Annotated in this window: 10 protein-coding genes and 1 tRNA gene; 8 read left to right on the top strand and 3 right to left on the bottom strand. The window is 72.4% G+C overall.

Going from position 1 to position 14696, the window contains the following annotated elements; translation table 11 throughout:
- Positions 1–32 precede the first annotated feature (32 nt).
- Positions 33–1406, bottom strand: a complete 1374-nt coding sequence (locus tag ACIPSE_RS01475) for a cytochrome P450 (RefSeq protein ID WP_401656176.1) — start codon at positions 1404–1406, stop codon at positions 33–35.
- Between the two features lie 488 nt (positions 1407–1894).
- Here ACIPSE_RS01475 and ACIPSE_RS01470 point away from each other — a divergent pair, with 488 nt between their 5' ends.
- Together ACIPSE_RS01470 and ACIPSE_RS01465 are read left to right on the top strand one after the other, a co-directional pair.
- Positions 1895–2128 carry a hypothetical protein gene (locus ACIPSE_RS01470; RefSeq protein ID WP_003976229.1) on the top strand — a complete coding sequence of 78 codons (234 nt, stop codon included), beginning with the start codon at positions 1895–1897 and terminating at the stop codon, positions 2126–2128.
- A gap of 90 nt (positions 2129–2218) precedes the next feature.
- Positions 2219–2291 (top strand) — tRNA-Ala (locus ACIPSE_RS01465).
- Between the two features lie 123 nt (positions 2292–2414).
- On the opposite strand, the gene ACIPSE_RS01460 is transcribed toward ACIPSE_RS01465, so the two are convergent.
- The gene (locus ACIPSE_RS01460; protein WP_401656174.1) at positions 2415–4031 is read right to left on the bottom strand and encodes an NADH-ubiquinone oxidoreductase-F iron-sulfur binding region domain-containing protein; all 1617 of its coding nucleotides are present in this window, start codon (positions 4029–4031) and stop codon (positions 2415–2417) included.
- Positions 4028–5293: a cytochrome b/b6 domain-containing protein gene (locus tag ACIPSE_RS01455; RefSeq protein ID WP_401656172.1), complete on the bottom strand. Its 1266-nt coding sequence runs from the start codon at positions 5291–5293 to the stop codon at positions 4028–4030. The genes ACIPSE_RS01460 and ACIPSE_RS01455 overlap by 4 nt, the downstream gene beginning before the upstream one ends.
- A 511-nt stretch (positions 5294–5804) precedes the next feature.
- Between ACIPSE_RS01455 and leuS the strand changes: the two genes are divergently transcribed.
- From leuS to ACIPSE_RS01425, 6 genes are all read left to right on the top strand, one after another.
- Positions 5805–8684 carry a leucine--tRNA ligase gene (gene leuS / locus ACIPSE_RS01450; RefSeq protein WP_401656170.1) on the top strand — a complete coding sequence of 960 codons (2880 nt, stop codon included), beginning with the start codon at positions 5805–5807 and terminating at the stop codon, positions 8682–8684.
- A 148-nt stretch (positions 8685–8832) separates the two neighbouring features.
- Positions 8833–9579, top strand: coding sequence for a hypothetical protein (locus ACIPSE_RS01445; protein ID WP_401656167.1), 747 nt, complete (start codon positions 8833–8835; stop codon positions 9577–9579).
- 72 nt (positions 9580–9651) lie between these two features.
- Positions 9652–10497: a DegV family protein gene (locus ACIPSE_RS01440; RefSeq protein ID WP_401656165.1), complete on the top strand. Its 846-nt coding sequence runs from the start codon at positions 9652–9654 to the stop codon at positions 10495–10497.
- Between the two features lie 191 nt (positions 10498–10688).
- On the top strand, positions 10689–11672 hold the full coding sequence (locus tag ACIPSE_RS01435) for a helix-hairpin-helix domain-containing protein (protein ID WP_401656163.1): 984 nt from the start codon (positions 10689–10691) through the stop codon (positions 11670–11672).
- Between the two features lie 5 nt (positions 11673–11677).
- On the top strand, positions 11678–14083 hold the full coding sequence (locus tag ACIPSE_RS01430; RefSeq protein ID WP_401657618.1) for a ComEC/Rec2 family competence protein: 2406 nt from the start codon (positions 11678–11680) through the stop codon (positions 14081–14083).
- Positions 13980–14603 (top strand): hypothetical protein, encoded by a 624-nt coding sequence (locus tag ACIPSE_RS01425; protein WP_401656161.1) that lies wholly within the window; start codon positions 13980–13982, stop codon positions 14601–14603. Before ACIPSE_RS01430 ends, ACIPSE_RS01425 begins: the two co-directional genes overlap by 104 nt.
- Positions 14604–14696: the final 93 nt, after the last annotated feature.

Here is a 14696-nt window from a genome sequence, read left to right as displayed (position 1 = left end):
TTCCCGCGGCGGTTTCGGTGAACGCCCCGCGGTCAGGACGTCCCGAAGACCATGGTCAGCCGGTCCGGTTTGACGGTGATGGCCGTCTGCGGGCGCGGCGGCCGGGAGACGAGCCGCAGCCGCGGCCACGTCTGCAGGACGGTCGCCAGGATGATCTGGAGCTCGACCCAGGCGAAGTTCTCCCCGATGCACTTGCGGCGGCCGTCCCCGAAGGCGAAGAACGCGTCCCGGGTCGTGGGGGTGCGGTCCAGGGTCCAGCGGTCGGGGTCGAAGGCGTCCGGCTCGGGGAAGCGGCTGGGGTCGTTCTGGTGGAGATAGGGGCTCCACACGATGTCGGCGCCCGCGGGGATGCGGTGGCCGCCGAGGTCGACGTCCCGGGTGGTGGTGCGGGTCACGATCCAGGCCGGCCCGTACTTGCGCAGCGCCTCCTTCAGGACCCGCCGGGCGTAGGGGAGATGGTCGAGGTCCTCGGGGCGCAGGGGCCGGTCGCCGCAGACGGCGGTGAGTTCGGCGCGCAGCCGCTCCTCCGTCCCGGGGTGCCGGGTGATCTCGTACAGGGCCCAGGCGAGGGTGGTGCCGGAGGTCTCGATCGCCGCGTTCAGCAGGGTGATGGCCTCGTCCTGGAGCTGCCGGCGGGTGAGCGGCTCCTCGCCCGTCATCAGGGTCCGGAACAGCCCGGTGTGTCCGTCGGCTGCGGGCGGCCCGGGGTGGTGGGGGCAGCCGGTCGCGGCGGTGGGGGCGTGGTGGTCGACGGCCTCGTCGACGAGGGCGCGCAGGCGCTCGACCCGGCGCGCGTAGGCGCGGTGGGCGGGCAGCGGGAGCCTGGCCGCCCAAGGGGGCAGAAGCGTCTGACGAATCGTTTCTCTCATGATGTCGGGCATGAGCGCGGTGAACTCCCCCCGGAGGTTCTCGGGGAGGTCCGTGCCGAAGACGGCGACCAGGAAGCCGGCCAGGGTGACGTCGTTCATGTCCGCGAAGACGTCGCGGGGACGGCCGTCCTCCCATGCCCCGGTCATCGACCTGACCTGTTCGATCATGGCCGTGCAGCGGGTGGCGATGTGGGCCCTGTTGAACATGGGCTGCATCAGACGCCGGTTGCGCAGATGGGTGTCGCCGTCGGCGATGGTGGCCAGACCGTCGCCGAACACGAACCGCAGGGTGTCGAAGATCTTCCCGCCCTTGGCGAAGCTCGCCGCCTCGGTGACCAGCACGGTACGGGTCAGCGCCGGGTCGGTGACCACGTACGCGGGGGTCGGGCCCAGGCGGACGCGGACGACGCCGCCGTACTCGCGCAGGGAGGTGAGGAACGGCAGCGGGGTCCGCGCCAGGCGCAGGGCGTGCCCGATCAGCGGCAGCCCGCCGGGGGCGGTGGGGACGGGGGCGGGGACGGCGGGTGAGGTGCTCACGGCCTCGGCGCTCCTCGTGTCGGGATGGACGCGGCCGTGTTCCTGCCCACCCGCGCCGGACCCGATGCCCGCCGAACGGTGATCTTCACGTCACTTCCCCGAGACTGTTCTGCGACCTGCTTGAGTCACTCGGGGTCTTCGGGGCGTATACCTCTTCGGAGGCGCTGCGGGCGGGCACGTTCGCGCTGTCCTGGGCGGCCGCGGCGGGTGCCGTGTCCGGACTGGTACTGAGGCGTCGCTGACCGTATTGGTCCGGCCGTGGCAGAATCAAACGGCCGGAAGGGGGCGCGGCCCGACGGGAGGGAGTGGCGATGCCTGCGAGCATCCTCGGGGAGGTCGACGTACCCCCCGGGGCGGTGTTGACCCGGGACACGGTGACCCGTCTCGTCTGCCCCTCCTGCGGTTCCCTTCATGTCGCACAGGTCCTCGGTGACAACGGTGGCATTTCCTACGTGTGCACGGCCTGCGGCCATAGCTGGAGCTGATCGATGGGTGCACACAGGCGAAAGTGCGACTGGTGTGGCAGCGGGACGCCGATCGTCCGTGACATGGAGCCGGTCAACCCCGACTACCAGTACTGGTGCGAGGAATGCGCGCGGGCGCTGATCATAAAAGGCGACCCGATCGAGACGTACCGCGAACTCGAGGGCGAGCCGATCTACGGCCGGCTTCTCGAAGAGCACTGCACGCTCAAGCGGTTCTACTCGTTCGTCACGGCGTGAGCGGGGCGGGACGGAAACGATTTGGTGTTCCACCCCGCCGACCGTGTAATGTTGGCGTCGCCGCCGGGGAAACCGGGCGGAGCGAAGCAAGGGGCTATAGCTCAGTTGGTAGAGCGCCTGCATGGCATGCAGGAGGTCAGGAGTTCAATTCTCCTTAGCTCCACAGCGAGATCCCGCCAGATCTGATCGATCTGGCGGGATTTTTTGTGTGCCGCACCTCATGACGAACGACGAACTCCCCGCCGAGGGCGGGGAGTTCGTCGTTCGTCATTCGCCGTTCGTCGTCTCAGCGGCCCAACGCGCGCCGGCCGCGGCCCTGGGAGAGGACCGGGAGGTTGCGCGGCGGGGTCTTGTCGCGGGCGGACTCCTCCTCCAGACGCAGGGCCAGAGCGGGGCAGCGGCGCACCGCGCGGAGCGCCTTGGCCTCGGCGTAGCGGGGCACCTGGGCCTGCGCGACGGTGGGGAACCCGTCGGCGCCGAGCTCGAAGACCTCGGGGAGGATGTCGGCGCACAGGCCGTGGCCCCGGCACAGCGTCCAGTCGACGTAGATCTTCTGCCGGCTCGGTCCGTTCTCCTCCTCGGCCTCGCCGCCGCCCGGGATGCCCGAGGGGCCCCTGCCGCCCTCGAAGAGCGGCAGAACGCCCTCCACGGGCCGTCCGCAGCCGTTTCCGAGGACATGGGCGGCCAGGTCGTCGGTGAACGCCTTGATGGTCGACTCCAGGAACATCGCGGAGCCGTCCGGGTGCGAGCACGCGCCGCGCCGTTTCACGGCCTTGGCGACCTGCTTGAGGGCCTCCAGGGCGGCGGGGCCACCGCCGTTGAGGATGTCCTCCATGCCGCGCGCGGCGGCCGGCAGCCCGAGGTAGCAGGGGCCGCACTGGCCCGCGCTCTCCTCGGCCAGCCACTTCGCCACCATCAGGGACTCCCCCAGCGGGCAGGTCTCCTGGGTGATCGGCAGGATGGCGCCGGCGCCGAGCGCACCGCCCACCGCGGCCAGGGAGTCGCGGGAGACGACCGCCTCGTTGACGGTCGCCGCGTCGATCCACTTGCCGTGGTAGCCGCCGGTCAGCACGCCCTGCGGCACCGGCGGGGCGCCGGCCAGCTGAAGGATGTACCGCAGCGGCACACCGGTCGGGGCCTCGATCACCATCGGGCGGGCGACCGCGCCGGAGACCGTCAGCATCACGGTGCCGGGCTCGTCGTACAGGCCGGTGTTGCCGTAGCGCTCCGGGCCGATGCGGGCGGCGATGGCGAGCTGGGCGAACGTCTCGGCGTTCGAGAGGAGGGTGGGGGCGCCGCCCACGCCGTTCTGCGAGGCGCTGGTCTTGCGGCCGGGCGGGATCGCCGGGCCGCCGTCGATGGAGCGGACCAGGGACGCCGCCGCGCCGGTCACCATGCGGACGGGGTTGCGCTGCACCCGCGCGCGCAGCGCCGAGCGGCGGCCGTTGCTCAGGCCGCGCTCGGCGAGGGCGGCCTCCATGGAGCGCTGGGTCGACTCCCGGGTCACGCCGATGACGAGCGTGCGGGCGCCCAGGGCCTCGGCGCACAGCAGGGCGCCGTCCAGGATGAGGTGCGGGGCGCGGTTGATGAGCACCGTGTCCTTGCGGCAGGCCGGTTCGTCCTCACTGCCGTTGACGACGACGACCGGCCGCACCCCGCGCTTGATCGCGGCCTCGGCGACCGAGCGCAGCTTCTTGTGGAACGGGAAGCCCGCGCCGCCGCGGCCCTTCAGGTTGATGTTCTCGGAGAGTTTCGCGAGCGCCTCTCCGCCCATGGGTTCGAGCGGCCCGTGCACCTTGAGGTGCATGGGCAGATCGAGTCTTTCGACAAGGTCGAAGCCCGACGTGAGCTGGGGAAGTCCGACCACGCGGACTTCGGGGACGTCGGGCAGGGCCTCGTTCACCTATAGCCTCCGGAAGGCATGTTCCAAGGTTCGCCCGACCCCGGTGCGCCGAAGTCGTACGACTCACCGGATGTCTGATCAGTGGCGGGACCGCTGTTGTACGTGTCGTTCGGGTAGTACGCGCCGGACGCGGTGTTCGACTCACCCGTGTCGCGCACATCACTCCTGAGATAGCCCGCGGTGCCCGAACTGCCATAGGTGGGGATGTTGTATCCCGTGTCCTGGAGCGGGTCGTAGGCCGACGGGGGCGCCTCGCCGACCGGCGGCGGGGACGGGATCGGCCAACTGCCCGAGGTGCTGCCGCCGTTGTCGTAGCGCGGCATCGCCTGGGTGGGCTGCATGTCCGTCCGCGCGGTCTGGTCGGCGCCGTACGACGGCTGCTGCGGGACGCCCTGGTTCGGGGTGACCGTGCGGTAGGCGGCGGCGAAGCCGTTGCGGGGCTCGGCGGCCGGGGGCTCGTAGGAGGGCGACGGGGCGCTGCGCGCGCGGGGGTTCTCGTAGCCCGGCAGGGCGGAGCCGGAGCCGGACTCGGAGTTGCGGGCGCGGCTCGCGTCGAGGTCGTCGAGGACGGACCGGTCGGGGCTGCCGAGGATCGCCTGGATGCGGTCGGCGACCCGGCGCTTGACCGGGCGGGGCGAGGCGCGCAGGGCGAGGGCGGCGATCACGCCGGCCAGCGAGAGGCTGTACAGGATGGTGAAGATCGGCTTCGCCTCGCGGCCCGAGTACAGGCCGTGGACCAGGGCGAAGCACCAGGCCGGGTACGCCAGCATGTGCATCGCGCGCCAGCGGGCGGCGACCTCGGCGGGGGAGGCGAACTGGCTGCGCAGGGCGCCGGTGATGCCCACGAAGATCATCAGCAGTCCGGCGAGCGAGCCGAGGCCGATCAGGCCCGCGCTGCCGGTGACGCCGAGGGAGAAGGGGACGAGCGCGCCGATCAGCTGGGTGTGGTCGAGCGCGACCTTGGTGGTGATGTGCAGCAGCAGGAACGCGATCGAGGCGACGGCGGTCGTGCGGTGCACGGCCTGGCCGACGATCCGCTGCTGCGGCGTGAGGAAGATCCGGTCCTGGGCGACCAGGCCCCAGATCACCGAGCAGCTCAGCGAGACGAGCGAGAGCACGCCCGCGCCGAAGTTCAGGAAGTCAAGGACCGTGTCACCTCCGACCAGAACGACCACGGGTATGAGAACCAGGACGGCAGCCGTCGCGAAGCCGTAGGCCGACCGGCCCGGCTTGGGGAGCGTGCTGTTACTACGAGGGTTCATGGGGGCAACTCCGAGCAGTTCGGGAAGGCGGTCCCGCTGCCGCACTCTAAGTGGAGCCATACCGATCGGTACGGGGTTTGAGTTATTGCGTTGTTACCAAAGGGCTGTGGGCCTGTTGTGATGCCCCTTCTCGGGTGGTACGCGAAGTAACTTTTGACTGATGTTCAGTGCGGCTCCTCTTTCGGTGGCGTCCGACGCCGTTCGACGCCGTCCGTCATCTGGGCACAGAGTGCTCGGCACCCTGTGCCTAGAGGGCATACGTATCTGCGTCGCAGCTTGCTCAACGGCTGCGGTACCCTGACGCCATGCGTGCCGTACGCCTTCTGCTTAGCGAGCCGCGCTGATCAGTCCCGACCGCCGGACGAACCGGCAGGTCGGAGTCAGCGCGGCGTCCCCTCCTGTGTGAGGGGATTTTTCGTTTCCCGAGGAGCTCCGGACGTTCCGGACGGTGGTTCGGAAGTTCCCGGGAGGCACAGTCGCCGGCAGAGACGATCGATGGAGCTTGAGGATCATGAGCGAGACGAACCCCGCTGCCGCCGTGGAAGCGGCCGCGCCGAACCGCTACACGGCTGCCATGGCTGCCGAGATCGAGGCACGCTGGCAGGACTTCTGGGACGCCGAGGGCACCTACGCCGCACCCAACCCCACGGGTGACCTGGCGGGCGACCCGGAGCTGGTGGCCAGGCCCAAGAAGTTCATCATGGACATGTTCCCGTACCCCTCCGGCGCGGGTCTGCACGTCGGCCACCCCCTGGGCTACATCGCCACCGACGTCTTCGCCCGCTTCCAGCGGATGACCGGCCACAACGTCCTGCACACCCTGGGCTTCGACGCCTTCGGCCTGCCCGCCGAGCAGCACGCGGTCGCCACCGGCACCCACCCCCGGGTGTCCACGGAAGCCGCCATGGACAACATGAAGAGCCAGCTGCGCCGGCTGGGCCTGGGCCACGACAAGCGCCGCTCGATCGCCACGATCGACCCGGAGTACTACAAGTGGACCCAGTGGATCTTCCTGCAGATCTTCAACTCCTGGTACGACGAGGAGGCGGGCAAGGCCCGTCCGATCGCCCGGCTGGTCGCCCAGTTCGAGTCCGGTGAGCGGGCCGTCCCCGGTGGCCGGGGCTCCTGGGACACCCTGAGCGCCGCCGACCGCGCCGACGTCCTGAGCGAGTACCGCCTGGCGTACGCCTCCGACGCGCCCGTCAACTGGTGCCCCGGCCTGGGCACCGTGCTGGCCAACGAGGAGGTCACCGCCGACGGCCGGTCCGAGCGCGGCAATTTCCCCGTCTTCAAGTCCAAGCTGCGCCAGTGGAACATGCGCATCACCGCCTACGCGGACCGGCTGCTGGACGACCTGGACGCGCTGGACTGGCCCGAGGCCATCAAGCTGCAGCAGCGCAACTGGATCGGCCGCTCCGAGGGCGCCCGCGTCGACTTCCCCATCGACGGCGAGAACATCACCGTCTTCACCACCCGGCCCGACACCCTGTTCGGCGCGACCTACATGGTGCTGGCCCCCGAGCACCCGCTGGTCGAGAAGTTCACCCCGGCCGCCTGGCCCGAGGGCACCCACGACGTGTGGACCGGCGGGCACGCCACTCCGGCCGAGGCCGTCGCCGCCTACCGCGCGCAGGCCGCCTCGAAGTCCGACGTCGAGCGGCAGGCCGAGGCCAAGGACAAGACCGGCGTCTTCATCGGCTCGTACGCCACCAACCCGGTCAACGGCGAGCGGGTCCCCGTCTTCATCGCCGACTACGTCCTGATGGGCTACGGCACCGGCGCGATCATGGCCGTCCCGGCCGGTGACCAGCGCGACTTCGAGTTCGCGCGCGCCTTCGAGCTGCCGATCACCTGCATCGTCGAGCCGACCGACGGCCGCGGCACGGACACCGCCACCTGGGAGGACGCCTTCTCCTCCTACGAGGCGAAGATCATCAACTCCTCCGGCGAAGGCGTCTCCCTGGACGGCCTGCCCGTCGCCGAGGCCAAGGCCCGCATCACCGAGTGGCTGGAGCGCACCGGCACCGGCGAGGGCACCGTCAACTTCCGGCTGCGCGACTGGCTGTTCAGCCGCCAGCGCTACTGGGGCGAGCCCTTCCCGATCGTCTACGACGAAGACGGCATCGCCCACGCCCTGCCCGAGTCGATGCTGCCGCTGGAGCTGCCCGAGGTCGAGGACTACTCGCCCCGCACCTTCGACCCGGACGACGCCGACACCCGGCCCGAGACGCCCCTGTCCCGCAACGAGGACTGGGTTCACGTCACCCTGGACCTGGGCGACGGCCGCGGCCCGCGCGCGTACCGCCGCGAGACCAACACCATGCCCAACTGGGCCGGTTCCTGCTGGTACGAGCTGCGCTACCTGGACCCGCACAACTCCGAGAAGCTGGTCGACCCCGAGATCGAGCAGTACTGGATGGGCCCGCGCGCGGGGCAGCCGCACGGCGGTGTCGACCTGTACGTCGGCGGCGCCGAGCACGCCGTGCTGCACCTGCTGTACGCCCGCTTCTGGTCCAAGGTCCTGTTCGACCTGGGCCACGTCTCGTCGGCCGAGCCGTTCCACAAGCTGTTCAACCAGGGCATGATCCAGGCCTACGTCTACCGGGACGCGCGCGGCATCGCCGTACCGGCCGCCGAGGTGGAGGAGCGCGACGGCGCCTACTACTACCAGGGCGAGAAGGTCTCCCGGCTGCTGGGCAAGATGGGCAAGTCCCTGAAGAACGCGGTCACCCCGGACGAGATCTGTGCCGAGTACGGCGCCGACACCCTGCGCCTGTACGAGATGGCGATGGGCCCGCTGGACGTCTCCCGCCCGTGGGACACCCGCGCGGTCGTCGGCCAGTTCCGGCTGCTGCAGCGGCTGTGGCGCAACGTCGTCGACGAGGCCACCGGTGAGGTCGCCGTCTCCGACGCCGAGGCCGACGAGGACACGCTGCGCGCCCTGCACAAGGCCATCGACGGGGTGCGCGGCGACCTGGAGGGCATGCGCTTCAACACCGCCATCGCCAAGGTCACCGAGCTGAACAACCACCTGACCAAGGCGGACGGCGCGGTGCCGCGGTCCGTGGCCGAGTCGCTGGTGCTGCTGATCGCGCCGCTGGCCCCGCACATCGGCGAGGAGCTGTGGCGCAAGCTGGGCCACACCGACTCGGTCGTCCACCGGGACTTCCCCGTCGCCGACCCGGCGTACGTCGTCGACGAGTCCGTGACCTGCGTCGTGCAGATCAAGGGCAAGGTCAAGGCCCGCCTGGAGGTCTCGCCCGCCATCTCCGACGAGGAGCTGGAGAAGGTCGCGCTGGCCGACGAGAAGGTCGTCGCGGCACTGGACGGGGCGGGCATCCGCAAGGTGATCGTGCGGGCGCCGAAGCTGGTGAACATCGTTCCGGCCTGACGGGGCCGCCCGGCGTCCCGGGCCTGGGATCCCCTAGGGGTGCGGTGCGGGCAGGGTCGGGGTTCTTCCGGAACTCCGGGCCTGCCCGTTGCGTTTACCGTGGAAGGGCGGCACGGATCAGCTCGTGCCCGGTCGGAGGAGGAGTCTCGTGGAGGCGGTGATCGCGGTGGTGGCTCTGCTCTTCGTGCTCTTCCTGGTGCTCGGCGCGTACGCGACGGTCAAGGTGGTCGGCGCCGCCAAGCGGGGCGTGGACCGCACCATCACCCAGGCCCGCCGCACCGTCGAGGACCACACGCTTCGGGCCAAGTCCATGGTCCAGCCCGGCGCGGCCGGCGAACTCGCCGAACTGAGGCTGCGGCTGCGCACCTCGATGCGCGCCACCCAGGACGCCCTGCACGCGGGCGTGGCCGAGGACGAGTCCCTCAAGGAGTCCCTCGGCCTGTTCCAGCGGCTCAGCGCCCACGGACACGAACTCGACGGCGAACTGCGGCGCCTGGAGTCCGAGCCCGACCGCCCCACGCTCGCCCAGCGGCTGCCCGCGCTGCGCGAGCGCACCGAACGCGTCGTCCAGTCCGCCGACGCCCTGCGCTGGGCCGCCCGCGACCGCGCCCGCCGGTTCGCGGACGACGACCTGGACAGCCTCAGCGCCCAGATCGACGTCGAGGCCGGAGCCCTGCGGCACTGGACCACGGCCACCGACGAGACCCCGGCCGCCGCCCCGCCCCCGTGGCCCGACGCGCCGGAGGCCGACTCCGCGGCCACCCGGCAGCAGACGTGGCCCGACACCCCGGGCGCCCGCACCGCCGAGGAACCGACGCCGCCCGCGATCACCCCGCCCGGTCAGCGGGTGGCCCGCCCCTGGCAGAAGAAGCCCCGTCCCGAGAGCACGACTTGATCCGGTCAAGGCCTCTCCAGGTGAGCGGGGTCGGGCTGCCGCCCGGGCGCTACGCCAGGTAACCTCCAGCTCATGTCCCGCCATGTCGCGATCGTCACCGATTCAACGGCCTACCTGCCGCCGCGGACGATGGAGCGCCACGGCATCACCGCGGTACCCCTGACCGTGGTGCTCGGTGACCAGGCCCTCGAAGAGGGCACCGAGATCTCGACCCGGTCCCTGGCCCAGGCGCTCCAGAAACGCCGCCCGGTCACCACCTCCCGGCCCAGCCCCCAGCGGTTCGCCGAGACCTACCGCGAGGTCGCCGACTCCGGAGCGGGAGGCATCGTCTCCCTCCATCTCTCCGCCGAGCTCTCCGGCACCTACGACGCGGCGGTCCTCGCCGCCCGTGAGGCACCGGTGCCGGTAAGGGTCGTCGACACCGGGATGATCGCGATGGCGCTGGGTTTCTGCGCGCTCGCGGCGGCCGAGTCCGCGGAGTCCGGCGGCACCATCGACGACGCGGTCACCGCCGCCGAGAAGCGGGCCGCAGGCACCTCCGCCTACTTCTACGTCGACACCCTCGACTATCTGCGCCGCGGCGGCCGGATCGGCGCCGCCCAGGCGCTGCTGGGCTCCGCGCTCGCGGTCAAGCCGCTGCTCCAGCTGGAGGGCGGGCGGATCGAGCCCCTGGAGAAGGTGCGCACGGCGTCCAAGGCGATCGCCCGCCTGGAGGAGATCGTCGCCGACCGGGCGGGCGGCGCCCAGGTCGACATCGCGGTCCATCACCTCGCCGCACCCGACCGCGCGACGGCCCTGGCGGAACGGCTCCGGGTGCGGGTGCCCGGCCTGGCGGACCTGCATGTGAGCGAGGTCGGGGCGGTCATCGGGGCGCACACCGGGCCGGGGCTGCTGGGGGCGGTCGTCTCTCCTCGGTGAGCGGGCCCGAGGGGGTCGGGCCGGGGCGCCCGATCCGATCCGGTGCGATCCGGTGCGGGTGCGGCGGGTGCGGGTGCTGGGTGCCGGTGTCGCTCACTCGTGCGGGTGGCCGGGTTTTCCACAACCGGGCGGTGATCCACGGAAATCGAGCAAGATCATCGCGGCTGGGCGGGGTGCCCGATCCTCCTCGCATGGCACTTCGATCACGTACACGCACAGCGCTCCCGGCCAGCGGGCCGGGCCGGGGGCCCGCTTCCGACGTCCGCGCCCGGCAGCGCCGCCGGGCCGCCGCACGGCACGGCCGCGGGCAGCGGTACGCGTCGGCGGACGAACTGCGGCGCCGGGCGGAGACCATGTTCGCCGAGCGGGGGAGCGAGCCCGCCGACGAGGAGCGTGAGGTGCGGGCGGCTCCCGTCGTCCCCGGCGTCGTCCCTGTCCCAGTCTCCGGCGCCGAGGAGTGGCGGGGCCGGGCCGGGCTCGCCCTGCGGGAGCGGCTGCCGGTGTGGCTCCAGGCCAGATGCGGGCTGGAGCGGCGCAACGCGGTCGCGCTCACGGTGGTGCTGGTCGTCGCCGCGGGGTTCGCCGTGCAGCACTTCTGGGGCGGACGCACCCAGGCGGTACGGGCGCCCGAAGTGGTGCGCGCCGGGGCGCCGTTCGGCGAGCCGAGCGGGCCGAGCGCGACGGCGGCGGGTTCCGGACCGGCCGGTGGGGCGAGCGGCGCGGGCCCTTCCGCGGCGGCCGAGATCGTGGTGGACGTCAGCGGCAAGGTCCGTGAACCGGGCATCCACCGGCTTCCGGCCGGATCGCGGGTCGCCGACGCGCTGCGCGCCGCCGGCGGGGCCAAGCCGGGCACGGACATGGCGGGGCTCAACCGGGCGCGTTTCCTGGTGGACGGGGAGCAGGTCGTCGTGGGCGGCGGCCCACAGGCTCCCGCACCGGCCGCCCCCGCACCGGCCGCCGGTGCGGCGGCGGGCGGGCCCGCCGCGCCCGTCTCCCTCAACACCGCCACCGTGGACCAGCTCGACACCCTGCCCGGCGTGGGGCCCGTCCTGGCCCAGCACATCGTCGACTACCGCACCCGGCAGGGCGGTTTCCGCTCGGTCGACGAGCTGCGCGAGGTCAACGGCATCGGCGAACGCCGCTTCGCCGATCTCCGCAACCTCGTACGGCCATGACGCCCATGTCCCGGGACCAGGCCGCCCCCGGGCGGCTCGGCGCGGCCCATCCACGCCAGGAGGGGCCGGCCGACCTCCGGCTCGTGGCACCCGCGCTGGCCGCCTGGGCGACGGCCGCGCTGACGCTGGACGTCCCGGGGGAGTGGGTCGCCGGGATCGTCGCGGTCTGCGTGATCGTGGCGGCACCGGTACTGGTGAGGGGCCGGCGGTCGGGGGGCCGGGTCGCCGTCGGCGCGGTGCTGCTGTGCGTGGCCGCTGCCGCCGCCTCGGCCGGGCTGCACGGGGCCGATCTTCGCCGGGGGCCGGTGCCCGCGCTGGCGAGCGCGTACGCGACCGTCACGGCCGAGGTCGAGATCACCTCCGACCCCCGGCTCACCCGGCCCCGCGTCCACGGGGACCGGATGGCGCCGGTCTCCGTGATGGCCGACGCGGAGGTGCGGCGGGTACGGACGCGCGACGGCACGGTGGTGACGCGGACGCCGGTGCTGCTGCTCATCGACGGTGGCGACAAGGGGCGGGAAGGTGAAGGGACCTCTCCCTGGCTCCGGTTGCTGCCCTCCACCCGGGTCCGGATCACCGCGCGGCTGGCGCCCGCGCTCGCCGGCGGGGACCGGGTCGCGGCGGTCGCGCGGGTCCGGGGGCGCGGGGCGCCGGAGGTCGTGGCGGGCCCGTCGGGGGCGCAGCGGCTGGCCGGGCGGCTCAGGGCCGGGCTGCGGGAGGCCACCGACGGGCTGCCGGGGGACGCGCGGGCGCTGCTGCCGGGCCTGGTCGTCGGCGACACCTCGCGCATCACACCGGAGCTGGACGAGGCGTTCAAGGAGACCGACCTCGCGCACACCCTCGCCGTCTCCGGGAGCAACCTGACGATCATCCTCGCCCTGCTGATCGGCCCGGCCGGGCTCGCCCAACGCGTGGAGCGCAGAGGACTGGCCCCCCGGCTCGGCATCCCGCTGCGCGCGACGGCGCTGCTCGGCGGAGCGCTGACGCTGGCCTTCGTCGTCGTGTGCCGGCCCGACCCGAGCGTGCTGCGGGCCGCGGCCTGCGGGGCGGTCGTCCTGCTGGCCCTGGCGACCGGGCGCCGCCGATCACTGATCCCGGCGCTCGCGACGGCCGTCCTGCTGCTGGTGCTCTACGACCCCTGGCTGGCACGGAGTTACGGCTTCCTGCTGTCCGTCCTCGCCACCGGGGCACTGCTCACCCTCGCGCCCCGCTGGAGCGCCGCCCTGTGCCGGCGCGGGGTGCCACCCCGGTTGGCGGAGGCGCTGGCCGCCGCCGGGGCCGCGCAGGCGCTGTGCGCACCGGTCGTCGCGGTGCTGTCGGCGCGGGTGAGTCTGGTGGCGGTGCCCTGCAACCTCCTCGTCGAGTTCGCGGTGGCACCCGCCACGGTCCTGGGATTCGCCGCGCTGGCGACCGCGCCGACGGCCCTGCCGGTCGCCAAGGCGCTGGCGTGGTGCGCGAGTTGGCCCGCCGGATGGATCGCGGACGTGGCCCGTACCGGGGCGGCGCTGCCCGGCGCCGGGGTGGACTGGCCCGGCAGCTGGGCCGGGGCGGGGCTGCTCGCGCTGGTCACCGGCGCGGTCGTCCTGGCCGGCCGGGGACTGCTGCGGCACCCCTGGTGGTGCGGGGTCTGCGGGCTGCTGCTCACGCTGGTGGTGGCGCAGCCGCCGGGGGTGACCCGGGTGATCACCGGGTGGCCGCCGCCGGGCTGGCGGCTCGTGATGTGCGACGTCGGACAGGGCGACGCGACCGTCCTCGCGGCGGGTGAGGGAACGGGCGTGGTCGTGGACGCCGGACCCGACCCGGAGCTCGTCGACCGGTGCCTGCGCACGCTGGGGATCACCAGGGTGCCGCTCGTCGTGCTCACCCACTTCCACGCGGACCACGTCGCCGGACTGCCCGGGGTGCTGCGGGGCCGGGCGGTGGGGGCGATCGAGACGACCGGCCTCGAAGAGCCCGCGGACCAGGTGGAGTTCGTGCGCAGGGAGGCGGCGCGGCGGGGCGTTCCCCTCACCCGGGCCGCCGTCGGGGAGGAGCGGCGCACGGGGGCCCTGGCCTGGCAGGTGGTGTGGCCCCCGCCGCCCGGCGCGTGGCCGGTCGTCGCGCCGGAGAGCCCGAACGACGCGAGCGTCAGCCTGCTCGTGCGCTCCGGCGGCCTGCGGTTTCTGCTCCTCGGGGACCTCGAACCCCCGGCCCAGCGGGCGCTGTTGAGGTCACCGGCGGGTGCGCTGCTGGGCGGGGTGGATGTCCTCAAGGTCGCCCACCATACGTTCATTCGCACTCATCTACTTGAGACTTTCGGAGCGTCTGGTGGCCTACTTCATCGAGCCCAAGTACAAGATCTGGCCGGGGGACCGCTTCGATCGCCTCACGGTCACCGAAGTCGTGCCGTACAAGATCCACTGCATCTGTGAGTGCGGGAAGCCTTGGACGCTCGCTCGGGGGAGTTGGGGCAAGACCCGCTCCTGTGGGTGCGTGCGCCAGGAGATGGCTCCTCCTCACCTGACCCACGGGATGACCGGGACCCCGACGTACAAGACCTGGCAGGGCATGATCACGCGGTGCACCAACCCGAAGGCTACGGGCTGGGAGAGCTACGGCGGCCGGGGGATCACGGTGTGCGAGCGGTGGAGGTCCTTCGAGAACTTCCTCCAGGACATGGGGGTCCGGCCGGAAGGGCTGACGCTGGACCGCATCGACACGAACGGCTCGTACGAGCCCGGGAACTGCCGCTGGGCCACGAAGTCGGAGCAGTCGGCCAACCGTCGGCTCAAGGAGGTCTGCAAGTGGGGCCACGAGCTGACCGAGGAGAACGTGTACCGGAACCCGAAGGGGAAGCGGCTCTGCCGACCCTGCGCTAACAGGCGGAGTCGGGAGAGGAACGAGCGCAACGCCCAGCGCCTCCGGGAGTGGCGCGAGCTGACGGCGCGATAGCGCAGGATATCGGCCAGTGCGGTGCAGTATCTGAATTCTGCTGGAAATCCCTCAGGAATGTGCGGTGGATGAGGTTCAGAGGGGTCGTACCGC

This window comes from Streptomyces sp. NPDC090106, from assembly GCF_044747265.1.
GTDB lineage: Bacteria > Actinomycetota > Actinomycetes > Streptomycetales > Streptomycetaceae > Streptomyces.
Note: the sequence above shows the minus strand (reverse complement) of the source record. Positions and strands in the feature narration are given on the sequence as shown.